Here is a 23,179-nt window from a genome sequence, read left to right on the forward strand (position 1 = left end):
TTGATATGTCTTGTATTTCAAACTAAATCAGAGGGGTGCTTTGGTTTTCCAGATTGAGTCTGGAATTGTTATGGGGTGGCGGAAGCACCTGACTACCAATTTCCCACCACCGTGGCAGCAGCTCGCGCACGGTGCGCTGGCCGAAGCGGTCGTCCAATAGATAGACCACGCCCTGATCCTCCGTTGTACGAATTACCCGTCCGGCTGCCTGCACTACCTTTTGCAACCCGGGGTACAGGTAGGCGTATTCGTAGCCGCTGCCAGCGCTGCCGTTGAACATGACTTCCAGCCGTTCGCGCATTTCTTCGTTGACCGGGTTGATCTGCGGTAGCCCGAGGGTCGCGATAAAGGCGCCGATCAGTCGACGCCCTGGCAGGTCGATGCCTTCGCCAAAAGCACCACCGAGCACAGCGAAACCGATGCCTTGCCCCTGTTCGTGAAAGCGGGCCAGAAAGGCGCTGCGTTCTCCTTCGTTCATGCTGCGGGACTGAGTCCAGACCGGGATATCCGGGTACAGGCGCTGGAACTTCTCCACGACCTGTTCGAGGTAGGCGTAGCTGCTGAAGAAGGCCAGATAGTTGCCGGGCTGGCGGGCAAATTGTTGGGCCATCAGTTCGCTGATCGGCTGCAGGCTGGCAGTGCGGTGCTGGTAGCGGGTAGACAGGTTGCGGATGACCGAGACGCTGAGCTGACCTGCATGGAACGGCGACTCGACTTCCAGCCATTGGCTGTCCTCGGGTAGCCCGAGCAGGTCACGGTAGTAATGGGCGGGGCTCAGGGTCGCAGAAAACAGCGTGGTGCTATGGGCGGTGGTAAAGCGCTGCTGGAGAAACGGAGCTGGCACCATGTTGCGCAGGCACAGGGTCGACAGGGTGCGGCGGCCACTGGCACCAGCGTGGCGGGTAATGTCGAACAGCGAGTGCGGACCGTAGGCTTCGGCCAGACGACAGAACAGCATGGCGTCGAAGTAGAACAGGATCAGCGCGTTGGCGTTGCCATCGGGCTGGTCGGTCAGATGTTCGGTAATGGCGCTGACGGCTTTCTGCAGGCTGAGAATGAACAGGTCGGCAATCGCCGGGTAGATCTGATAGTCCTCGGTCTGGTCGCGGTGCAGTGCATTCCAGTGTCGGGCGACCCGGTCCAGCGGTGCTTTCAGGGCCACCGGGGCTTGTTTGCGCAGGGTATTGAATACGCCCTGGTCCAGCTCAGCGGTGTACATGCCGCGTGCCCGATCAATCAGGTTGTGGGCTTCGTCGACCAGTACGGTGACGCGCCAGTCATTGAGGACCGTCAGTCCGTAGAGCAGGGCGGTCATGTCGAAGTAGTAGTTGTAGTCGCCCACCACCAGATCGCTCCAGCGGCACAGCTCCTGACTGAGGTAGTAGGGGCAGATACTGTGTTTCAGGGCGATGCGGCGCACGGCAGCCTGATCGAGCCAGTGCTCGGCAACGGCCTCGGCACGGGCGGCCGGCAGACGGTCGTAGAAGCCTTCGGCGAGCGGGCAGGATTCGCCGTGGCAGGCCTTGTCCGGGTGTTCGCAGGCCTTGTCGCGGGCGATGTGCTCCAGAATGCGCAGGTTCAGTGGTGTCTCGCTGTGCGCACGCAGGCTTTGCAGAGCGTCCAGCGCGAGCTGACGACCGGGTGTCTTGGCGGTGAGAAAGAAAAGCCGATCTACCTGCTGTTCCGGCATCGCCTTGAGCTGCGGGAACAGGGTGCCGAGCGTCTTGCCGATGCCGGTGGTGGCCTGGGTCATCAGCGTCTTGCCGTCACGCGCCGCGCGGTAAACCGCCTTGGCCAGTTGGCGCTGGCCGGCACGGAAACTGGGGTAGGGGAAGGTCAGTTGCTGCAGCTGCTGATCGCGGGCACCACGGTGGTGGGTTTCCTGCCGGGCCCAGGCGATAAAGCGGTCGCACTGCTGGGCGAAGAACTGGCGCAGCGCGTCGGCGGCAAACGTCTCACGAAAGACGGTTTCCTTTTGGGTGACGACATTGAAGTAAACCACCGCCAGGTCAATCTCTTCGAGTTGCAGCTCGGCACACAGTAGCCAGCCGTAGACCTTGGCCTGCGCCCAGTGCAGCACCCGATGGTTGTCCGGGATGCGGCTGATGTCGCCGCGGTGAGTCTTGATCTCTTCCAGCAGGTTTTGCTCGGGGTCGTAGCCGTCGGCCCGTCCGACTACCAGCAAACCGGGATAACTGCCTGCCAGCGTCAGCTCGCTGAGGTAGCCCGCGCCGCGGCGTGAGACCACGGTCTGGTGCCCGGCGATACCTTCCTGCGCGGTGGGCGCCGGGGTAAAGCGCAGGTCCAGGTCGCCTTGTTTAGCGGTGAACTCGCACAGCGCGCGCACGGCAACTTGATAGCTCATGGCGCTTCCCACTGCACATGCACTACCTCAACCGGCATCGCGTGCTCGGCACAGAACGCCAGCCAGCGGCGCTGGTTGTCCTGCAGGCGATCGCCAGGCCCTTTGACCTCGACCATGCAATAGCGCTGCTCGGCGGGCCAGAACTGGATCAGGTCGGGCATGCCGGCGCGGTTGGCGCGGATGTCTTTGAGCATGCGTTCACACCAGAGCCGCAGGTGGCGGGCAGGGATGCAGTGCAAAGCCAGTTCCAGCAGTGGCTCATCTAGCAGCCCCCAGAACACAAAGGGTGACTGCAGCCCCTGCTTGCGCTGCCAGGTGCTGCGGATATGGTCGCGGTAACTGCCATCGTCGAGCCGGGCCAGCGCGGCATCGAACAGCGCCGCGCGGCGGTCGGCAAAGTCGGCGTCGTACAGGTCGGCTGGCCCGCTCTGGAACGGGTGGAAGAAGGCGCCGGGCAGCGGTGCGAAGATGGCGTCCCAGCAGAGCAGGCCGAACAGGCTGCAGATCAGCGCATTCTCGACGTAGAACACCGGCGCCTCCGGGGTCGCCAGATGGGCAGCAACGGCCAGTTCGACACCCTGCGGGTCCGGCCCCGGCAGTATCAGTTGCGTGGTTTTCGTTTCGGGTTTCGGCACGGGGCTGGGCACCGGCTGCTGGAGTTTGCGGCCAAGCCGCTTCAGTGCCCGCTCTACCAACTGCTGCTCGCTCGCAGTGTGAGGCGCCGCATGAGCCGTGGTTGCCAGCGTGTAGGCCTGTTCGTATTGCTCCAGCCGCTCATGCAGCCTGATTGCCCGCTGGCGTGCCTCGCTGTGGCTGCACTGCAGGTAGAGTGCCAGTGCCTGCTCCAGTTGCTGCTCGCGCTCCAACTGCTGGCCGAGCTGAAAGCGCAAACGCTGATGCCGACGTTCGATCCAGGGGTTGTCGGTAGCAAAAGGCGCAAGTTGAGCGACAATCGTCATGGCGTCGTCGCCGGCCTCAAGCTCGTCCCGACAACGCCTGAGAAAAATGTATTGGTCAACATCGCAGGGCTGATGAAAGCTGCGCGAATGGGCCGGAAACGGCACCGACTCGTACTGCTGGACGTCGAGCTCGGTCAGCACGAACTCGCTCCAGTCCTGCGACAGATTGCCGAAAAACAGCAACCTGAAATGATCGCACAGATCACTGATCTGCAGACTCAAGACATTGTCTGTCGGGATGCCTGGCCAGGCGTGCCAGGGCCTTGGTGCGTGATTACCGGCCAACAATGTATCGATCAGCGCCTGCTTGCCCAGCTTGCCGGCCTGCTCAACGCCCAGATCCAGTGACGCCAATTCCGTCTTGAGCAGCAGCCTGGCGAGGCTGGATACATCGATGGGTTCTTCAACGGACAACCAGTTCAGGTCCAGCAGAGGCTGCGCCGCGGACTCAATATCGCCGATCTCCTCATAGCGCAGCCGGCTGACCCGGAAATGATCGCCCTTTCGCATGATCAAGCGCACCAGCAGCGCCCGTGAGCGCTCGGGCAGGGTCGGAAAATGCTGAACAAACCGGCGTTCCTGCTCACCCAGCAGATCGTCATAGCGCGCACTAACCCACTCCAGAACAAACTCGAAGTTGCGCAGGTAGTAGAAGTCGGTCGCGAGCAGAGCGGGCATGGCTTGAATCGGATACTGGTTGAATGTCCAGCATTGTGCGCATCTGCTCGGGTGAATTCAAGCACTGGGGGTCTTTGGCCGAACGCAGCTAAGCACGCTCGCAGCTGGTGTTGCGGGGTGGGGCTTGCTATGACCTCAATCACTTAAGGCTTGCGTTCCGTTCATTCCCATAATCCCGCGTCGCTACAAATAAATGCGCTGTGTAGCTCGATTTAGAGCGGTCAGCCGTGGTGCGCTACGCGTATTCGCGCACCCTATAGGTGCGTCGATGGCGCGATTTTCAGACGTGACACCCCCATAACCTGCGGTTCCGACTATCTGGCATAAAGAATGCTTGCATGCTCGCTGGTATACAAGATGGTATTCAAAGTCATGCGCGCGTCCAGCGAGCTAAATCCCGCTAGCCGCACACGCAAAAAGGAGCTTTTCATGTCGAATATTGATCGTCGCACATTATTGAAACTGGCCGGACTAATTGGCGTGACTGCGGCGATGCCGTTCAGCTTTGCCCGCGCCTCTGACCAGCCGTTGGTGGTTGGTTTTATCTACGTTGGTGCGCGTGACGACTTTGGCTACAACCAGGCGCACGCCGAGGCGGCCGCCATCATCAAGACGCTGCCGAATGTGGTGGTGATTGAAGAAGAGAACGTGCCCGAGACGGTGGCGGTGCAAAAATCCATGGAAGCGATGATCCGTCAGGACGGCGCTACGCTGATCTTCCCGACATCTTTCGGGTACTTCGACCCTCACGTTATCAAGATGGCAGAGCGTTTCCCCGATGTGCACTTCGCCCACTGCGGCGGCCTGTGGACCGAGGGCGTGCACCCGACCAATGCCGGCAGCTTCTTTGGTTACATCGACGAAGGCCAGTATCTGAACGGCGTGGTTGCCGGGTTTGCCAGCAAGACCAAAAAGCTCGGCTTTATCGCCGCCAAGCCGGTACCGCAGGTGCTGCGTAACATCAACGCCTTTACCTTGGGCGCGCGCTCGGTTGACCCGGAAATCACCACTACCGTGATCTTTACCGGTGACTGGTCCTTGCCGATCAAGGAAGCCGAAGCGGCCAACAGCCTGATCGACCAAAGCTGTGACGTGCTGACCTGCCACGTCGATGGCCCCAAGGTCATCGTGGAGACTGCCGAGAAACGCGGCGCCATGACCTGTGGCTATCACGCCGATCAATCCGCGCTGGCGCCCAACGGCTACCTGACCGGTGCCGAGTGGAACTGGGAAACCCCGTACCGCGCCCACGTGGCGGCGTCGCAGGCAGGTCAGCCGATGATCAACTTCCTGCGGGGCGGCCTGAAGGAAGGCTTCGTCAAGACCTCGCCCTACGGGCCGCTGGTCAGCGATGAGGCCAAGGCACGCGCTGACGCTGTCAAGGCGGAGATGCTGGCCGGTGGGTACGCCATCTTCCGCGGCCCGCTGAAGGACAATCAGGGCAACGAGGTGATCGCCGCCGGCACTGCGCTGGGTCAGACCGATGTCGTGCTGGAGAGCATGGACTATCTGGTCGAAGGCGTACGCGGCCAGATTTGAGGTAGCTGATGAAACCTCGCAATGCGATCTATCGGGCCGGGGGGCTGTTGCTCCCCGGTCTGCCAACCCTGCTCGCTGCGCTGACGACCTTTGTGCTGTTCATGCTGTTTCTGGCAGTGCAGGGCAAGCCTGCCTGGCAGGCCTGTCAGCTGGTGGTACAAGGGGCATTCGGCTCGGCCTTCGCCTGGGAAAACACCCTGCAACGTGCCGCGCCGTTGATGCTGACTGCTCTCTGCGTCGCGCTGCCGGCGCGTGCAGGGTTGATCATTATCGGTGGGGAGGGCGCACTGGTGCTGGGTGGTCTCGCTGCGGCGGTTGCGCCGCTCTGGCTGCCTGACATGCCGGTCTTGCTCTTGCTGCTGTGCATGGCGTTGTCGGCAATGGTGGTCGGTGGGTTCTGGATTGGTCTGAACGGCTGGATGCGTCAGAAGCGTGGCCTGAACGAAACCATTGGCAGTCTGCTGCTTTCCTACGTTGCCATCGCGATCTTCAATCAGTTGGTTGAAGGCCCGCTGCGTGACCCGGCCAGCCTTAACAAACCTTCGACAATTCCGCTGAATGAGAACCTCATGATCGGCCCGATCAGTGACGCTTTTCAGGTGCATTGGGGGCTGGTGGTGGGGGTTATCGCCTGCTTACTTGCTCAGGTATTGGTGCGCAACAGCGTCACTGGTTTCTCGCTGCAGGTAGTCGGTGGCAACGTCCGCACCGCACGCATGATCGGTCTGCCGGTTGACCGGTTGGTGATTCTGACCTGTGTGCTGGGCGGCGCTTGCGCCGGCCTAGCCGGGATGTTTGAAGTGGCCGCAGTGCAGGGCAGTGCCAACGCAGCAATTATCGCCGGCTACGGTGCCAGCGGCATTCTGGTCGCCTTTGCGGCGCGGCAGAACCCGCTGGCGATCATTGTCTGCGCCATCCTCCTAGGCGGCATTGAGGCCAGTGGCAGTCTGCTGCAGCGCCGACTCGGCCTGCCGAACGCCACCACGCTGATCCTGGAGGGGATTCTGTTTACCAGCCTGCTGGCCTGGGAAGCCTTGACCCCGCGCATTGTCGCCTGGCGCTTGCGTCTGAATGAGCGTGCCGAACAGACGCAGGGGGCGTTGCAACATGGCTGATCTTGATCTGGCGACTTTCTTTCTGGCCCTGCTGGCGGGTGCAATCCGGGTCGGTACACCGTTCATTTTTGTCAGCCTCGGCGAGTGTCTGACGGAGAAGAGCGGGCGCATCAACCTGGGTCTGGAAGGCATTCTGGTCAGTGGCGCGATGGCGGGTTACGCCGTGGCCTATCTCAGCGGTTCTGCCTGGACGGGCGTGTTGGCGGCTGGCGGCACCGGTTTGCTGCTCGGGCTGTTGCATGGGGCGATCTGCTCGCTGCCGCGGGTCAACGACATTGCGGTCGGTATCGCGCTGATGGTGCTGGGCACTGGCCTGGCCTTCTTCCTCGGCAAAAACTTTATCCAGCCACAGGCCCCGTCTTTGGTGGCCATCGGGCTGGGTGACTGGAGCGATGACGAGCGGGTGCGCTCGGCGCTCAGTATCAACGTGTTGTTCTTTATCGGCGTGGCACTGGCCTTTGCGCTGCATTGGGGCCTGCGTAGTACGCGCTGGGGTCTGATGCTGCGGCTGGTGGGTGACCATGCCGAATCGGCCCGTGCGCTGGGCTATCGCCCGGTGCTGGTGCGCATCGCGGCAACCGCTGCCGGTGGCTTTTTGGCCGGTATCGGCGGCGCCTACCTGTCGCTGTATTACCCGGGCAGCTGGAACGAAGGGCTGTCGAGCGGGCAGGGGATCATGGCGGTTGCGCTGGTGATTTTTGCCCGCTGGCAACCCATGCGCTGCCTGTGGGCGGCGCTGCTGTTCGGCGCTGCCGGGGCCATCGGCCCGGCGTTGCAGTCGGTCGGCATCAGTACCGGCTACTACCTGTTTGCTGCTGCGCCCTACGCGCTCACGCTGGCAGTGATGTTCATCACCTGCCGGCCCAATCAAACCCTGAGCGGCGCCCCCGGCGAGCTCAGTCTGACTCGATAGGAGATACCCATGTCCAGTGGTCTTGGTGGTCTTAACAAGTCGCCGAACGGTGTTGTCATCGGTCTGGCGCAACTGGCATTGCCTGATCCGCATACCCGCGCCGAGCTGTGGGAACAGACCCAGAAGGTCGTTGCCATGGTTGGCAAGGCGCGGCGCAGTGTGGCCGGGATGGATCTGATCGTGTTCCCGGAATACTCGCTGCACGGCCTGTCGATGGATACCTCCGACGACATCATGTGCACCCTCGATGGCCCGGAAGTCAGCGCCCTGCGTCAGGCCTGCGTCGACAACGCGATCTGGGGCTGCTTCTCGATCATGGAAGCCAACCCCAACGGTAACCCCTACAACAGCGGCATTATCGTCAACGATCAGGGCGAGATTCAGTTGTATTACCGCAAGTTGCATCCTTGGGTCCCGGTCGAGCCGTGGGAACCAGGTAATCTTGGGATTCCGGTCTGCGACGGGCCAAAGGGCAGCAAGCTGGCGTTGATCATCTGCCATGACGGCATGTTCCCCGAGATGGCCCGAGAATGTGCTTACAAGGGCGCGGAAATCATGATCCGCACCGCCGGCTACACCGCGCCGATCCGTCATTCCTGGCAGATCACCAACCAGGCCAACAGCTTCTGCAACCTGATGCAGACTGCCAGCGTGTGCATGTGCGGCTCAGACGGCACCTTCGACTCCATGGGCGAGGCGATGTTTGTCGACTTTGACGGCACGCCGATGGCGGTAGGGGGCGGCCGCGCCGACGAAATTGTCAGCTGCGAAATGCGCCCGGACCTGGTACGCGAAGCGCGCATTCACTGGGGCGTGGAAAACAACATCTATCAGTTCGGCCACCGCGGCTACACGGCCGTCAAGGGCGGCGCGCAGGACGCACCCTACAGCTACATGCATGACCTGGTCGCCGGCCAATACCGGCTGCCCTGGGAAGACGAGGTGGTCCACACCGACGGCACTTCCTGTGGCTTCGACACGCCCGAACGGGCCTATCAGCCGGCTGAGGAGCACTGAACCATGACCGAACGCTATCTGGACTCTGCTCCCTATCCCTGGCCCTACAACGGCAACCTGACGCCGGAGAACACCGCGCTGATCGTGATCGACATGCAGACCGATTTCTGCGGTGAAGGCGGCTACGTCGACTCGATGGGCTACGACCTGTCGCTGACCCGCGCCCCGATCGAGCCGATCAGCCGGGTACTGGAAGTGCTGCGTGAGCAGGGCTTCTGGATCATCCATACCCGTGAAGGGCATCGCCCGGACCTGTCGGACCTGCCGGCCAACAAGCGCTGGCGCTCTCAGCGTATTGGCGCGGGTATCGGTGACACCGGCCCCTGCGGGCGCATCCTGGTGCGCGGCGAGCCCGGCTGGGAAATCATCCCCGAGCTGGCGCCCCTGGACGGCGAGATCATCATCGATAAGCCCGGCAAGGGCTCGTTCTGCGCCACGGATCTGGAGCTGATCTTGCGTACCCGTGGTATCGAAAACATCATTCTGGCCGGCATCACCACGGACGTATGCGTGCATACCACCATGCGCGAGGCGAACGACCGCGGCTTCGAGTGCATTTTGCTGGAAGATTGCTGCGGCGCGACCGACCACACCAACCACCTGGCGGCCTTGAGCATGGTTAAGATGCAGGGCGGCGTGTTCGGCGCGATTGGCGACTCGACCATGCTGATCGACTGCCTCAAGCGGAGCTGAACATGCGTGCCCTGAGTCTGGAAACCATTGGCGCCGGCAAGGTGTTCGGCAATTTTCGCGCGCTGGATGACGTCTCCATGCGCGTGCGCGCCGGTACGGTACACGCGCTGCTGGGCGAGAACGGTGCCGGCAAGAGCACGCTGGTCAAGGGGATCGTTGGCTACGGCCCGCTGGATGAGGGCAGTGTGCTGGTGGGTGGCAAGGAACAAAGTATCCAGTCCCCGCGTGATTCCCACTCCCTCGGCATCGGCATGGTCTACCAGCACTTCACCGTGGCGCCTGGCCTCAGCGTGGCCGAGAACCTGGTGCTGTCACGGGGCGAACTGCCGTGGGCCATCGACTGGAAGCAGGAACGCGCAGCGCTGGATGCCTTTATGGCCAGAATGCCGTTCAAGCTGGATATCGAGCGGGCAGTCAGTTCGCTCGCGGCGGGCGAGAAGCAGAAGCTGGAGATTCTCAAACAGCTGTATCTGGATCGCCGTTTCATCATTCTTGACGAGCCGACCTCGGTACTGACCCCGCAGGAGGCCGAAGAAGTGCTCGGCCTGATGCAGCAACTGGCCCATGCCGGCGAGCTGTCTGTGCTGATGATTACCCACAAGTTCGGCGAAGTGATGCGTTTTGCAGATGATGTAACCGTATTGCGGCGTGGCCAACTGGTCGGCAGCAAGTCGGTGGCCGATACCGATGAGGCCGAGCTGTCGGCCTGGATGATGGGCGAGAGCCGCGAGCAAAGCACGGCACTGGAGCGGGTAGAGCATCTGGCCGAGCGTACGCCGGGTCTGGAAGTCAGCAACCTGAAGGTGGCCAATGATCGCGGCACGCTGGCGGTGCGCGGGGTATCACTGTCGGTTTTGCCGGGCGAGATTGTCGGTATTGCCGGGATTTCCGGTAACGGCCAGCGTGAATTGACCGAAGCCCTGCTGGGCCAGCGACCGGCCAGCGCCGGCGAGGTGCGGGTCAACGGCCGCCCCTACAGCGCCAGTCGCGCCGAGATGCAGCGCGAAAAAGTCTACAGTCTGCCCGAAGAGCCGCTGCGCAACGCCTGCATTGCCGGCCTTAGCGTGGCGGAAAACCTCGCGCTGCGCGACTACGATCATGCACCGTTGTGCCGCAGCGGCTGGTTGATCAATCGCAAAGCGATCCGTGAGCGCGCGCGTGAGCTGATCAGCCGCTTTCAGGTCCGTCCGAATGACCCGGACCGGCCAATCGGCACCCTGTCCGGCGGTAATGTTCAGCGTGCCGTGCTGGCGCGGGAGCTGACCGAGGACGTGGCTGTGCTGATTGTCTCCAACCCGGTATTCGGGCTGGATTTCGCCTCGGTCGAACTGATTCATCGGCGCCTGCTGGAGGCGCGCAACCGCGGCGCGGCGGTGCTGCTGCTGAGTGAAGATCTGGACGAACTGCTGGAGCTGTCGGACCGCATCCTGGTTATCCACGATGGCGAAATCAATCACCAGACGGTCCCGGCCGAGGCTGAACGGCAGGTGCTCGGACGCTATATGGCGGGTACCGAACAAGCAGCTCAGCAGGTGGCAGGATGATCGAGGTAACCGCAGTACCCGATAACTTCAGCTTCGACCCGCAGCGCACCGCGCTGGTGGTTATCGACATGCAGCGCGACTTCATTGAACCCGGCGGCTTTGGCGCCGCGCTGGGCAATGATGTCACGCCGCTCGCGGCTATCATCCCGGCGGTGCAGCAGCTGCTGGCGCTGGGGCGTGAGGCTGGGCTGCTGGTGATTCACACCCGTGAGTCGCACCTGCCGGACTTGTCCGACTGTCCGCCGGCCAAGCGCGCTGGCGGGCCTCCGGGCATGCAGATTGGTGATGTCGGCCCGATGGGGCGAATTCTGGTGCGCGGCGAGCCCGGCAACCAGATTCTGGAAGCCGTTGCGCCGCTGGCGGGTGAGTGGGTGATCGATAAGCCCGGCAAGGGCATGTTCTATGCCACGGGCCTGCATGAGCGTCTGCAGCAGCAGGGCATCGACAGTCTGATCTTTGCTGGCGTGACCACCGAGGTTTGCGTGCAGACCAGCATGCGCGAGGCCAACGATCGCGGTTATCGCTGCCTGCTGATCGACGAAGCCACCGAAAGCTATTTCCCCGAATTTAAACAAGCCACGCTGGCCATGATTGCCGCTCAAGGTGGGATCGTTGGTCGCGTTGCTCACCTGCAGCAGCTGCAGGCAAGTCTTGGAGTGCGTCATGACTGATATCAACCTGCCCGCGGTCGTCAAACAGGTAACCGAGGCGTTTATCGACTACGAACGGGCGTTGCTGGTCAACGAGATGGAAACGCTCGATCACTACTTCTGGGACAGCGTGCATACCGTGCGTTACGGCGTTGCCGAGAACCTGTATGGCGCGCAGGACATTGCCGCCTATCGACGGGTGTGTGTGCCGGTCGGGCCGGGTCGTGAGCTGTACAACACGGTGGTTAGTACCTTTGGTGAGGACTATGCCACCGTCAGCACCCAGTTCCGTGACGGCGAAACCGCTCGCGTCGGCCGGCAGATGCAGACCTGGGCGCGGATCGACGGGCGCTGGCAGGTCGTCGCCGCGCATGTCAGTATCGACCTGTCTTCACTTCAGGAATGAGCGCAGATGGCGCAATTGCAGGCTGTTTCCCTGGCCGATCAGGTCTACCAGCGGGTCAAGCAGGATATCTTTGATTTCGTCCTGTTGCCCCACGACCGTTTCAGTGAAAACCAGATAGCAGAGCGCTATGAGGTGTCACGTACACCCGTGCGCGAAGCACTGTATCGGCTCGAGCGCGAAGGTTACCTGGAAGTCGGCCTGCGCCGCGGCTGGTCGGTCAAACCGCTGGATTTCGAGCGTATCGACGAGCTCTACGAGGTGCGCATCAGCCTGGAATGCGCGGCACTGGACCGGCTGTGCGCTGCCGAAGACGTGCGTCAGGTGCTGGAGCCCTTGATGAGCGTCTGGGTGGTTGCGCCAGATGAGCGGCAAGCGGGCATGCAGGTCATGGCCGAACTGGATGAGCAGTTTCACTTCGAGCTGCTGCGTCTGGCCGGCAACCGCGAGGCCGCGCGCATTCATCAGGAGGTCTGCGAGCGCATTCGTATCGTGCGGCGACTGGATTTCTATCAGGCGCAGCGCATCGAAAAGACCTACGAAGAACATGCCGACATTCTCAAGGCGCTTGCTGCGCGGCGGCGCGATGAGGCCAGCCGCCTGTTGCGGGCACACATCGAGCACAGTCGCCAGGAAGTGCACAAGATCAGCCTGTCGATGCTGGAAGCAGCACGGCGTACCTACCGCGCTGGCTGAGCTGGCGGCGTAGTCCGTCAAGACAGAGCCCCGCACTGGCGGGGCTTTGTTGTTTCTGCGTACCAGCGAGATCTAGTCTGACCGACCTGTTCGATGGGCCTCATCGGCTGAATGATGCAACATTGTGTTGAGTGCAGGATGCTTGTCGCAGGGTTGACCGACCTCTACCGTGTCAGGGTGCCTAACAACAAAAACAGGACAGCCCAATGACACACTTTCATGGCTTTCAACCGGGTATGGGCCGCCGCCTGTATGCCGCCGCGGATGCGGCACCCGATCTTCCCGCGCCGGATACCGTGCGCTATGAGCTGCTGGGTTTCATGGAGGGCTTTCCGCCGGCCCCCGAGAAGCTGGTTACCCGCGAAAACTACCTGGTCGAGTACCCGAAGCTGCGCTGGGCGTTCCAGCATATGCGCGAGCTTGTGCCGTCACGCCAGATCAGGCGTGGTAGTGGCGCTGCCAGTGAGTTGCCGCGTGGCGCGAACCTTGGCGACGAGATCAATGCGCTGCGCATTCCCCTGAATGACGGCAGCGAGATCGATTTTGCTGAATTTCTGTCCCGGAGTTACGCCGATGCCTGCGTCATTCTGCACCGCGGCAAGGTGATCTATGAGCAGTACCCCAATCAACCCGACCCGCTCAGCCCGCACATGCTCTGGTCGGTGACCAAGTCGTTTACCGGTCTGGTGGCAGCGATGCTGATCGCCGAGGACGTTATTGATCCGAACGCCCAGGTGACTGACCTGATTCCCGAATTGGCTGTATCAGGCTGGCGTGGTGCCAGTGTGCAGCAGGTGCTGGATATGACAGCGGACATCAAGTACTCGGAGGTCTACGCTGACGGTACGTCGGACGTGAAGTACTACGGTCTCGCTGCCGGCATTACCCATTCGCCGCAGTGGGCCGGCCCGACCCGTCTCTACGATTACCTACCCACCATCGGTACCGCTCGCGAGCACGGTCGCTATTTTGCGTATCGCACGGTACACACCGAGGTGCTGGGCTGGCTGATTCGCCGCGCCAGCGGCAAGGATGTGGCGACCCATATTGGTGAGCGCATCTGGAGCAAACTGGGGGCAGAGGAGGACGCGCTGTTGCTGCTGGACCCGACCGGGACCGAGTGGGCTGGTGCCGGTCTGAACGCTACTTTGCGCGATTTGGCCCGGTTTGCCGAGATGATGCGCGGCGGTGGACGCTGGAATGGTCAGCAGGTCATCCCGGCCGCGATCATTGAGGACCTGCAGCGCGGCGCCGATCGCGAAGCCTTTGCCGATTTCGGCCGGCGTGGCATGGACGGCTACTCCTATCACAACCAGTGGTGGATCAGTCACAACGCCGATGGCGTGTATGAAGCCATGGGGGTGCATGGGCAACTGATACACATCAATCCGGCGGCGGAACTGACCGTGGTAAGGACTGCCTCCCACCCGGTTGCCAGCAATGAATTCACTTACGAGATGACCAGTGCTGCGCTGTCAGCGCTGGCCGCCCACCTGCGCATCTGATCCCCTCGACCGGGCAGATTCTGCTGCCCGGTTACCTGTTCCTGATGGCCATATCCTCAGGATTTCCATGTATATCAATGACATGCTTCTTTACGACCAATGGCTGTGCGGCACTAACTAGCCATCTGCCACATCTCGGCTAGGCTTGGACTTTAAGGGATGCATGGTGGCTTTCAGCAAACCGTTCCTCTCCGTAGCGACGGAATCCTGTTAAGCGTCGACCCATAAAAATCGACCAGACAGGACGCGACTGTGATGGCCCAGTGCAGATGTTGGAACAGGAAGGCTTCATGAGTATGAGACCACAAACTGCTGTTCACCTACCCGTGCTGATGTCCAGTTTTGCTGCCTTGGTCATGGGCGGGCTTGTCGCTCTGATCTGGCCGGCGTGGGTGGCGGTCGTTGTTGCCGTTGGTGTGTCTGCCGGACTTTTCCTGTTCCTGATCGGCCGTTCTGGATCGGGTATTGAAACGCCCGATGGAGCAACAGCCTCGGCTACTCAGCCTGATCAGCGTGCGTTGAATGAACTGGGCCGCTTGCAGCAACCCGAGTTGGCGCTGTATCGCCAACAGCTGCAGGACATGTCCGCTTTGATCACCGATGGTGTTGGTCTGATCAGGCAGGCCTTTACCGACATTCACGAGTTGCTCGCCAGTCAACAGGGGGCTGTACGCAAGATGTTGCCGCGCGGCAATGGCGACAATACCCATTCCAGCCTCGACAGTTTTGCTGAGCACACCACTGAAACACTGGATACGGTCATTCGTAATGCTGCGGGCGTCGCCGAGGATCTCTCTGAACTGGTCAGCAAAGTGACTGAAATCGCTGACCAGATGCCCGAGCTGATGAAGGCGGTGCACGAGATTGACCAGATCGCTGGCCAGACCAACCTGCTGGCGCTCAACGCCGCCATTGAAGCGGCACGCGCTGGTGAGCACGGCCGCGGGTTTGCCGTTGTAGCGGATGAGGTGAGGAACCTGTCGCGCCGTTCTACGCTGTTCAGTGACGAGATCAAGACCAAGCTGAACGGCATCGAAAGTGCAGTGGTGCATCTCAGCAAGCACATGGGCGATATCGCAAGTCAGGACATGGATTGGCTGACGCATTCCCGGCGGCAGGCGGAGCAGTCGATTGCTGCCCTTCAGCAGATGGCTGAGCGTGATCGTGCGCTGACCGAAGAGATCGACAGCCTGGCACTGCAGTTGATCGATGCGTCTGAGCGCGCCACCCGCGGCCTGCAGTTTGAAGACATCACCACACAGACGGCCGGATACGTAATCAGTCGCATGGAGCTGATGCAACAGATCACCTCAGCGTTGACGCGTCTGGAGGGCGAAGAGCTGATCGCCGAACTGGAACGAGTCGGTGCGCAATTAACTGCATTTCGTGCCAGCCCGGTCAGTCAGAACTCAATGGCCAGTGGAGAGGTAGAGCTATTTTAGTGAGGGCTGAAAGCCTCACGACTATCGACGTTGGGAGATCAAGCGGCATGGGTAAGCACATTCTGGTGGTGGACGATTCAGCATCGATTCGGCAGATGGTCGAGCACACGCTCAAAACTGCAGGTTATGAAGTAACTGCTGCAAACGATGGTCAGGCTGCACTAGAGCTGTGCGAGCGTAGCCGATTTGATTGTGTCCTGACCGATCAAAATATGCCGCGTATGGACGGCCTTACACTCATTAAGAAACTGCGTTCAATGGGAGCCTACAGTCGAACCCCAATCCTGGTGCTGACCACCGAAGCCAGTGATGACATGAAGAGCCAGGGCAAGGCAGCCGGAGCCACCGGCTGGATGGTGAAGCCGTTCGACCCAGCCAAGCTGCTGGCGGTCGCGTCCAAGGTTCTGCCCTGAACCTGAGCCGCCTGCGGAGACCATCATGAGTGTCGAACTGAATCAGTTTCACTCAGTGTTTTTCGAAGAGAGTCAGGAGCACATCGACACGATGGAGCGCCTGCTCATGTCGATGTCGGTCGATAACCCGGAACCGGAAGACCTGAATTGCATATTCCGTGCGGCGCATTCCATCAAGGGCGCCAGCGGCATCTTCGGATTTGATGCCCTCGGTCAGATTACCCATATCATGGAGAACCTGCTGGATCAGGTGCGCAAAGGGCAGCGTCCGCTCAGTAACGATCTGGTAGATCAGTTTCTCGGCGTGATTGACTGCCTGCGGCAGGTGCTAGACAGCTATCGCAACCAGCAGGACATCGACTGGCCCGAAGTCGAGCGCACTACCAGTCTGCTCGAATCGATATTGGGGGCGGCAGTAACTGACGAGCCGCCAGATGACGGCTTCGGTTTTTTTGATCAGCCGGCCACCACCGACGCAGAGGCAGATGATGACTTCGGCTTCTTTGACCCACCAGCCGTTGCTCAAGCGTCGGACGAGGCCGGCTGGGGCCTGTTCGAGGCAGCCGATACCGACACGGCCACTCCGACTGCGGCGCAGGTTGCAGGCGCGCCCGACAGGGATGGCAACCCGGTCAAAAAGGCTGCTGCAGGCGAGTCGTCCACCATTCGCGTCGATGTGGAGAAGGTTGATTCACTGATCAACCTGGTCGGCGAGCTGGTCATTACCCAATCGATGCTCAAGGTACTCGGCGACGATCTGGGTGGCAGCAATTCGCGCCTCGGGTCAGTGCTGGCGGAGTTGGAACGCCATACCCGGGAGATACAGGAGTCGGTCATGTCCATTCGGATGATGCCGGTTTCCTTCGTTTTTAACCGGTTTCCGCGGGTGGTGCGTGACCTTGCCCGAAAGCTGGAAAAACAGGTTGAACTGGTACTGGAAGGCGAGCACACGGAACTGGATAAGGGGCTGATTGAAAAGCTGGTAGATCCGCTTACCCATCTGGTGCGCAACAGTATCGACCATGGCATTGAACGACCGGATGTACGTCGAGATCGTGGTAAGCCGGAAACCGGCACCATCACCATCAGCGCAGCCCAGCGTGGCGGCACGATTCAGATTTGCATTGACGATGACGGTGCCGGGCTGAATCGCGAACGCATTCTGGGCAAGGCTCGTGAAAACGGTCTCAGCGTCAATGATGACATGAACGACGCCGATGTCTGGGATCTGATATTCCAGCCCGGTTTTTCGACCGCCGAAGTCGTTACCGATGTGTCCGGTCGTGGCGTCGGTATGGACGTGGTTCGACGCAATATTCAGCAACTGGGTGGACGGGTCAACATCGCCAGCCGCGCCCTGCAAGGTTCCACCATCACCATCACTTTGCCGCTGACGCTGGCAATTGTCGACGGCATGGGCGTCATGGTTGGTGATCAGACCTTCATCATTCCGCTGGTCAGCATCATCGAGTCCATGCGTCCCTATCCTGAAAACATCGAACAGCTGGCCGGTAGCGCGCTACTCCATGTGCGTGATCAGTTTTGGCCGGTGCTGCGGCTGTATCAGGTTATGGACGCCGTGCCGCAGCACACCTCACCAGCAGACGGCATCGTGGTACTGATCGAAACCAGCAAGCGGCGCTATGGCTTGCTGGTTGATGAGCTGGTTGGCCAGCAACAGGTTGTGATCAAGAGTCTTGAGCAACACTACAAGCGGGTTCCCGGCGCGGCCGGAGCCACGATCATGGGCGACGGCAGCGTCGCGCTGATTCTCGACGTCGAGTCGTTGGCCGATGTCGTACCGACACTGGACGAGGAGATCGCATGAGCGGGCAGAAAGATCAGGCTGCTGGCAAGGCGGACAACGACGGTCCTGCCAGCGAGTTTCTTACCTTCGTGCTGGGTGACGAGCATTACGCCATCGACATCATGGCAGTGAAGGAAATACGCGGCTATGAGTCCGTGACCAAGATTGCCAAGGCCCCGGCCTACATCAAGGGGGTCATCAACCTGCGCGGGGACATCGTGCCCATCGTCGACCTGCGCATCAAATTTGATGTCGGCGAGGCGACGTACAACGAGTTCACCATCGTCATTGTTCTGCAGATTAATGAGCGAATGGTTGGCATTGTCGTCGACAGCGTCTCGGACGTCATTGCGCTGACCGCATCGCAACGGCGGCCGCCACCCGAGTTTGGTGTTGCCTTTGACAGCCGATTTCTGATGGGGCTGGCAAAGGTAAGCGGTCGTATGGTCATTCTCGTCAACATCGAAGCGCTGGTCACTAGCAGCGAGCTGGGACTGGTCGATGCTGCGCTGAAGAAAATGGAATCCTGAAACAACGATTGCGTCTGCCACAACCAAGGAACAGGACGTCCGAGGCATTTCCCCGGCAAGCCTGGCACCTGGAGGAGAGTTACATGCAACAGTTACCTTCGTTTCGCGTTGTCATGCTGTCAGCAGTACTGCCGAGTGCGGTGACAGCGGTTGCCGCATTGCTGGCGCTGGCAGGCGTCGGTGGGCCACCTGCGCTGACCGTCTGGTTGGTGATCGCATTGGTTGGTGGGTTGGCTGGTATCGTCGTTGGGCTGGGCGGACTAAACAGCATTCGTATGAAGCTGGGTGCTGAGCCGCGCGAGCTGCGCAGCTTGATCTGTCAGATCCTGCAACGGGTTCAGGCCAGGGCAGAGGCGTCGGACAGCGTCATGACCTTGCTTGAGCGTTTACAGGAAAACGCTAATGCGCGGGTTGATCGGGACTTGTTCAACACGCGTATTCGTCAGGCGGTTGATAATGCCAACACCAACATCATGATTGCCGATGGCGAGCGCAATGTGGTGTACATGAACGATGCGGTGCTGCAGATGCTGCGCGATGCCGAAGACGAGATCCGCAAGGACCTGCCCGGGTTTTCTGCCGAAACGGTGCTGGGTGGCAGCATCGACCGCTTTCACAAGAATCCGGCACATCAGATGGGCATGCTCGGTCGCTTGCAAGACACGCATCGTGCGCAGATTACGCTCGGGCGAAACACGTTTGGCCTTATCGCCAATCCGATTTTCAGTGAATCGGGTGAGCGCTTGGGTACCGTGGTTGAGTGGAAGGATCGCACCCGGGAGCTGGAGGCCGAGAATCTGGCCATCTTCAACACCCGCATCCGCCAGGCGGTCGATAATTCCAGCAACAACATAATGATTGCCGACGAGCACCGCGACATCGTCTACATGAACAAGGCGGTGGAAAGCATGCTGCGGCACTCGGAAGCGCAAATCAAACGCGATCTGCCGGCTTTCTCGGTCGACAAGGTACTTGGCGGCAGCATCGACCGCTTCCACAAGAATCCGGCTCACCAGATGAATATGCTGAGCAGTCTGCAGGGGACCCATCGGGCGCAAATCGTGTTGGGCGACAGCACCTTCGGCCTGATTGCCAATCCCGTATTCGCGCCGGATGGCAGCCGTCTGGGTACCGTAGTCGAGTGGCTTGACCGGACGGAGGAGCTGAAAGCCTCCGATGCAGTGACCAGTCTGGTGGCGGCTGCGGGGGCCGGTGATTTCACTCAGCGGATCGCGAGTGAGGGCAAACAGGGCTTCTTCCTCGAGCTGGCAACCGGGCTTAACCAGTTGATGGAAACCTCGGACAAGGGGCTCAAGGATATTGCCCGTGTATTGGGTGCCATTTCCGACGGCAACCTGACCGAGAAAGTCAGTGCGGAATACGAAGGCACTTTCCTTGAGTTGAAGAACTTCTGCAACCGCACCACGGAAAACCTGTCAGCCATGATTGGTGAAATTCGTGGAGCATCGGGCACCATTATGACGGCGTCGAGCGAGATTGCCCAAGGTAACGCCGACCTATCGAGCCGAACCGAGCAGCAGGCCTCCAGCCTGGAAGAAACCGCGTCCAGCATTGAACAACTGACGTCAACCGTGAGAACCAACACTGACAACGCCAAGCAGGCCAACGTGCTGGCCGAGCAGGCGACGGATATCGCAACCGAAGGCGGTGATCTGATTCGTCAGGTTGTGATCACCATGGAATCAATCAATGAGTCGGCGCGCAAGATTAGCGACATCATTGGTGTGATTGACGGCATCGCTTTCCAGACCAACATTCTCGCACTCAACGCCGCTGTTGAGGCGGCAAGGGCTGGTGAGCAGGGCCGTGGGTTTGCGGTGGTAGCAACTGAAGTGCGGACCCTGGCGCAGCGCTCGGCCGAGGCGGCCAAGGACATCAAACAGCTGATTTCCGACTCCGTGTCCAAGATCGAAGGTGGCAACACCCTGGTTAACAAGTCGGGCGAAACCATGACCGAGATCGTGACTGCGATCAAGCGGGTGAACGACATAATGGCGGAAATCGCTGCTGCATCGGTCGAGCAGGCCAGCGGGATAGAAGAGGTCAACACCGCCGTGGGCCAGATGGACGAGATGACCCAGCAGAACGCTGCGTTGGTTGAGCAGGCGGCAGCGGCGGCTGAAAGCCTGCGCTCGCAGACCGAAGGGCTCCAGCGTCAGGTCAGTGCTTTCAAACTTGATCAGAGCGACGATGGTCCCATGCCTGCGGCATTGCTGGCGCCGCCGCGCACGGGCGCAGTTGCCAGCAAGCAGGCCGCACCCGCTAAGCCGCGAACGGAAATAAGGGGTGGAAAGCCCAAATCCGGCAGAACGCTGGACGCACCAGACCACGATGATGACAGTGATTGGGAATCCTTCTGACGGGATGGCGCAGAGTGATAACAAGGACGGATCAACCAGAGCGCGAGTTCGAATATGGCTGGGACGACTTCGAGGCTGTGCGCAAACTACTGTATGCCAGTACCGGCATCAGCATGGCCGACAGCAAATTTCAACTGGTCTACAGCCGCTTGGCTCGGCGTCTGCGGGCGCTGAAGCTGCGATCGCTGAGTGACTATCTGCGCTACCTGGAAGCGCATAGAGAGGAAAAAGAGCATTTCGTTAATGCGTTGACCACTAACCTGACGTCGTTCTTTCGCGAATCGCACCACTTCGATGTCCTAGGGCGCTTTTTGCGGGAGAACTCAGGGCGGGGACGCCGCTTCAGACTGTGGTGTGCCGCAGCCAGTACGGGCGAAGAGCCCTACTCGATGGCGATGGTGGCGCTGGAATCGCTGGGTAGCAATCCGCCGGTATCCATTATCGCCACCGATATCGACAGCCAGGTGTTGCAGCACGCACAGAATGGCATCTACACCCAGGAGCGATGTGCTGGTTTATCAGCGGCGAGGCTAAAGCAGTTTTGCCTGCGGGGACGGCCAGGGTCAGCTCAGGCAGGGATGGTCAAAATGCGCAGGGAGCTGCAACGGCTGATTGAGTTCAGAACGCTTAACCTGCTGTCGAGCCAATGGCCTGTTGAGGGTCCATTCGACATTATTTTTTGCCGTAACGTGATGATCTATTTCGATAAACCCACGCAGCTCAAGCTGCTGGAGCGGATGATTCCCATGCTCACCGATGACGGACTGTACATAGCCGGCCACTCGGAAAGTTTCACTAACGCCACCAGACTTGTAAGGCTGGTGGATAGAACCGTGTATGCCGCGGTTGGGAGAGGCTGATGAGCGCGGCGGCGGAGTTGGCGATGAACCAGTATTACGATCGCTATTTTGACCGGCAGGCAACGAAAATTCTGCCGGGCGAATACTACGCTACCAGCCAGCCTGAAGTGATTGTCACCGTGTTGGGCTCCTGTGTGGCCGCGTGCATCAGAGATCGGGTCAACGGTATTGGTGGCATGAATCACTTCCTGTTGCCTCTGGATGGCTCGGCTGAACCGGGTAAACCCACCCAGTCGGCTCGATATGGTGCCTATGCGATGGAGTTGCTGATCAACCAGATCATCAAGCTGGGTGGCCGGCGTGAGCGTCTTGAGGCCAAGGTATTTGGCGGGGCTGCCGTGTTGCGGGGGATGTTGCTGAACGATGTGGGCAAGCGCAACGCAGACTTTGTCACCCGCTATTTGGCCAATGAGCAGATTCCTGTTGCCGCTGCCGATCTGCTGCAGGATTTTCCGCGCAAGGTGTATTTTTTCCCCGAGACAGGCCAGGTCTGGGTGAAGCGGATCGTAACCATCAAGAACGACACTATTTTTGAGCGTGAGCGTGAGTACCGTACGCGGGTCAAATACGAAGTCGCGTCAGGCAGTGTGGATCTGTTCGAGGAGTAAGCGATGACGATATCGGTTCTGGTGGTCGATGATTCAGCGCTGATACGCCAGGTCCTCGGTGAGCTAATTCGCACTGCACCAGGCTTCAGGCTGGTCGGGACCGCGAATGATGCTTACGCTGCGCGTGATCTGGTCAACCAGTTTGCGCCTGATGTGATCACCCTCGATATCGAGATGCCGCGGATGGATGGTTTGACCTTCCTGTCCAAGCTGATGAAAGCCAGGCCGACGCCGGTGGTGATGGTGTCTACGCTTACCGAGGATGGGGCTGACGCGACGCTGCGGGCACTTGAGCTGGGGGCGGTGGATTTTATTGCCAAACCCAAGCTGGATATTCGCAAGGGGTTGGAAGAGTACCGCGACACCTTGCTGGACAAACTCCGGGGCGCTGCGCAGGCTCGGGTGAAGCGGGCTGGCCCGACCTCCAGCGGCAAGGCTGCCTTGTCCGAACAGATTAACTATCAGGGCACCGAGCATGTCATCGCCATTGGCGCATCCACTGGCGGTACCGAAGCTATTCGTGCGGTCCTCGAACGGTTGCCAGTGGGGATGCCGGGTATCGTGATGACCCAGCACATGCCGCCTGGTTTTACCACCTCCTACGCGGCCCGCCTTGACCGGCTTTCTCGCCTGCGGGTCCAGGAGGTAAAGGGTGGCGAACGGATCTTGCCCGGGCATGCGTATCTGGCGCCCGGTGACAAGCACTTGCTGGTCGAGCGTTACGGGGCGGATTTGGTGTGCAAGCTCTCTGACGCCGAGCCGGTGAACCGGCACAAGCCATCGGTCGATGTGATGTTCGATTCGGTGGAGCAGACCTGCGGTGCCAGCGCCACCGGCGTGTTGTTGACTGGAATGGGCAAGGATGGAGGGCAGGGGATGTTCACCATGCAGCAGCGTGGCGCGCTGACCATCGCTCAGGATGAGGCCAGCTGTGTGGTGTTTGGGATGCCGAAGGAAGCGATTCGGCTAGGGGGGGCCGCCGAGGTGCTGCCGTTAAATGATATCGCCGAGCGCCTGGTTGCTCACGTCAAACAAGTAGGAAGAGGCAACCGGGTATGACG

The 23,179-nt window shown here is 60.4% G+C and carries 20 protein-coding genes; 18 read left to right on the forward strand and 2 right to left on the reverse strand.

Translation table 11 applies throughout. The features are described from left to right. Positions 1-22: 22 nt before the first annotated feature. Positions 23-2,365 (reverse strand): ATP-dependent DNA helicase, encoded by a 2,343-nt coding sequence (locus tag C1949_RS14805; protein ID WP_104739253.1) that lies wholly within the window; start codon positions 2,363-2,365, stop codon positions 23-25. Continuing rightward, positions 2,362-4,002: a VRR-NUC domain-containing protein gene (locus C1949_RS14810; protein ID WP_104739254.1), complete on the reverse strand. Its 1,641-nt coding sequence runs from the start codon at positions 4,000-4,002 to the stop codon at positions 2,362-2,364. The genes C1949_RS14805 and C1949_RS14810 overlap by 4 nt, the downstream gene beginning before the upstream one ends. 429 nt (positions 4,003-4,431) lie before the next feature. On the opposite strand from C1949_RS14810, the gene C1949_RS14815 reads away from it, so the two are divergent. The 18 genes from C1949_RS14815 to C1949_RS14900 all read left to right on the forward strand — a co-directional run bounded on the left by C1949_RS14815 (position 4,432) and on the right by C1949_RS14900 (position 23,177). Continuing rightward, positions 4,432-5,541 (forward strand): BMP family ABC transporter substrate-binding protein, encoded by a 1,110-nt coding sequence (locus C1949_RS14815; protein WP_104739255.1) that lies wholly within the window; start codon positions 4,432-4,434, stop codon positions 5,539-5,541. Positions 5,542-5,549: 8 nt separating this feature from the next. Next, positions 5,550-6,656 carry an ABC transporter permease gene (locus C1949_RS14820; RefSeq protein WP_104739256.1) on the forward strand — a complete coding sequence of 369 codons (1,107 nt, stop codon included), beginning with the start codon at positions 5,550-5,552 and terminating at the stop codon, positions 6,654-6,656. Further along, complete coding sequence (locus tag C1949_RS14825; RefSeq protein WP_096005514.1) at positions 6,649-7,569, forward strand: ABC transporter permease; 921 nt, start codon at positions 6,649-6,651, stop codon at positions 7,567-7,569. Before C1949_RS14820 ends, C1949_RS14825 begins: the two co-directional genes overlap by 8 nt. A 9-nt stretch (positions 7,570-7,578) precedes the next feature. Next, the gene (locus C1949_RS14830; protein WP_104739257.1) at positions 7,579-8,586 is read left to right on the forward strand and encodes a formamidase; all 1,008 of its coding nucleotides are present in this window, start codon (positions 7,579-7,581) and stop codon (positions 8,584-8,586) included. Positions 8,587-8,589: 3 nt separating this feature from the next. Continuing rightward, positions 8,590-9,279 carry a biuret amidohydrolase gene (gene biuH, locus C1949_RS14835; protein ID WP_104739258.1) on the forward strand — a complete coding sequence of 230 codons (690 nt, stop codon included), beginning with the start codon at positions 8,590-8,592 and terminating at the stop codon, positions 9,277-9,279. 2 nt (positions 9,280-9,281) lie between these two features. Further along, positions 9,282-10,823: an ABC transporter ATP-binding protein gene (locus C1949_RS14840; protein ID WP_104739259.1), complete on the forward strand. Its 1,542-nt coding sequence runs from the start codon at positions 9,282-9,284 to the stop codon at positions 10,821-10,823. Further along, complete coding sequence (locus C1949_RS14845) at positions 10,820-11,494, forward strand: cysteine hydrolase family protein (RefSeq protein ID WP_104739260.1); 675 nt, start codon at positions 10,820-10,822, stop codon at positions 11,492-11,494. Before C1949_RS14840 ends, C1949_RS14845 begins: the two co-directional genes overlap by 4 nt. After that, positions 11,487-11,879, forward strand: a complete 393-nt coding sequence (gene hpxZ, locus C1949_RS14850) for an oxalurate catabolism protein HpxZ (RefSeq protein ID WP_104739261.1) — start codon at positions 11,487-11,489, stop codon at positions 11,877-11,879. The genes C1949_RS14845 and hpxZ overlap by 8 nt, the downstream gene beginning before the upstream one ends. 6 nt (positions 11,880-11,885) lie before the next feature. After that, on the forward strand, positions 11,886-12,572 hold the full coding sequence (locus tag C1949_RS14855; RefSeq protein WP_104739262.1) for a GntR family transcriptional regulator: 687 nt from the start codon (positions 11,886-11,888) through the stop codon (positions 12,570-12,572). 206 nt (positions 12,573-12,778) lie between these two features. Continuing rightward, complete coding sequence (locus tag C1949_RS14860; RefSeq protein WP_104739263.1) at positions 12,779-14,077, forward strand: serine hydrolase domain-containing protein; 1,299 nt, start codon at positions 12,779-12,781, stop codon at positions 14,075-14,077. Between the two features lie 290 nt (positions 14,078-14,367). Then, the gene (locus C1949_RS19780; protein WP_146040334.1) at positions 14,368-15,519 is read left to right on the forward strand and encodes a methyl-accepting chemotaxis protein; all 1,152 of its coding nucleotides are present in this window, start codon (positions 14,368-14,370) and stop codon (positions 15,517-15,519) included. 47 nt (positions 15,520-15,566) lie between these two features. Beyond that, the gene (locus C1949_RS14870; protein WP_104739265.1) at positions 15,567-15,932 is read left to right on the forward strand and encodes a response regulator; all 366 of its coding nucleotides are present in this window, start codon (positions 15,567-15,569) and stop codon (positions 15,930-15,932) included. 25 nt (positions 15,933-15,957) lie between these two features. Beyond that, a complete protein-coding gene (locus tag C1949_RS14875; RefSeq protein ID WP_104739266.1) occupies positions 15,958-17,760 on the forward strand; it encodes a chemotaxis protein CheA in 1,803 nt (600 codons plus the stop codon). After that, positions 17,757-18,269: a chemotaxis protein CheW gene (locus tag C1949_RS14880; RefSeq protein WP_104739267.1), complete on the forward strand. Its 513-nt coding sequence runs from the start codon at positions 17,757-17,759 to the stop codon at positions 18,267-18,269. Before C1949_RS14875 ends, C1949_RS14880 begins: the two co-directional genes overlap by 4 nt. Positions 18,270-18,352: 83 nt before the next feature. After that, a complete protein-coding gene (locus tag C1949_RS14885; protein ID WP_211287173.1) occupies positions 18,353-20,650 on the forward strand; it encodes a methyl-accepting chemotaxis protein in 2,298 nt (765 codons plus the stop codon). Between the two features lie 14 nt (positions 20,651-20,664). Then, complete coding sequence (locus C1949_RS14890) at positions 20,665-21,510, forward strand: CheR family methyltransferase (protein WP_268236215.1); 846 nt, start codon at positions 20,665-20,667, stop codon at positions 21,508-21,510. Then, on the forward strand, positions 21,510-22,118 hold the full coding sequence (gene cheD, locus C1949_RS14895) for a chemoreceptor glutamine deamidase CheD (protein WP_104739268.1): 609 nt from the start codon (positions 21,510-21,512) through the stop codon (positions 22,116-22,118). Before C1949_RS14890 ends, cheD begins: the two co-directional genes overlap by 1 nt. A 3-nt stretch (positions 22,119-22,121) precedes the next feature. Continuing rightward, positions 22,122-23,177 (forward strand): protein-glutamate methylesterase/protein-glutamine glutaminase, encoded by a 1,056-nt coding sequence (locus tag C1949_RS14900; RefSeq protein ID WP_104739269.1) that lies wholly within the window; start codon positions 22,122-22,124, stop codon positions 23,175-23,177. The last annotated feature ends 2 nt before the right edge of the window (positions 23,178-23,179 follow it).

It is taken from the genome of Halopseudomonas oceani, assembly GCF_002903165.1.
In the GTDB taxonomy this organism is placed as follows: Bacteria; Pseudomonadota; Gammaproteobacteria; order Pseudomonadales; family Pseudomonadaceae; genus Halopseudomonas; species Halopseudomonas oceani.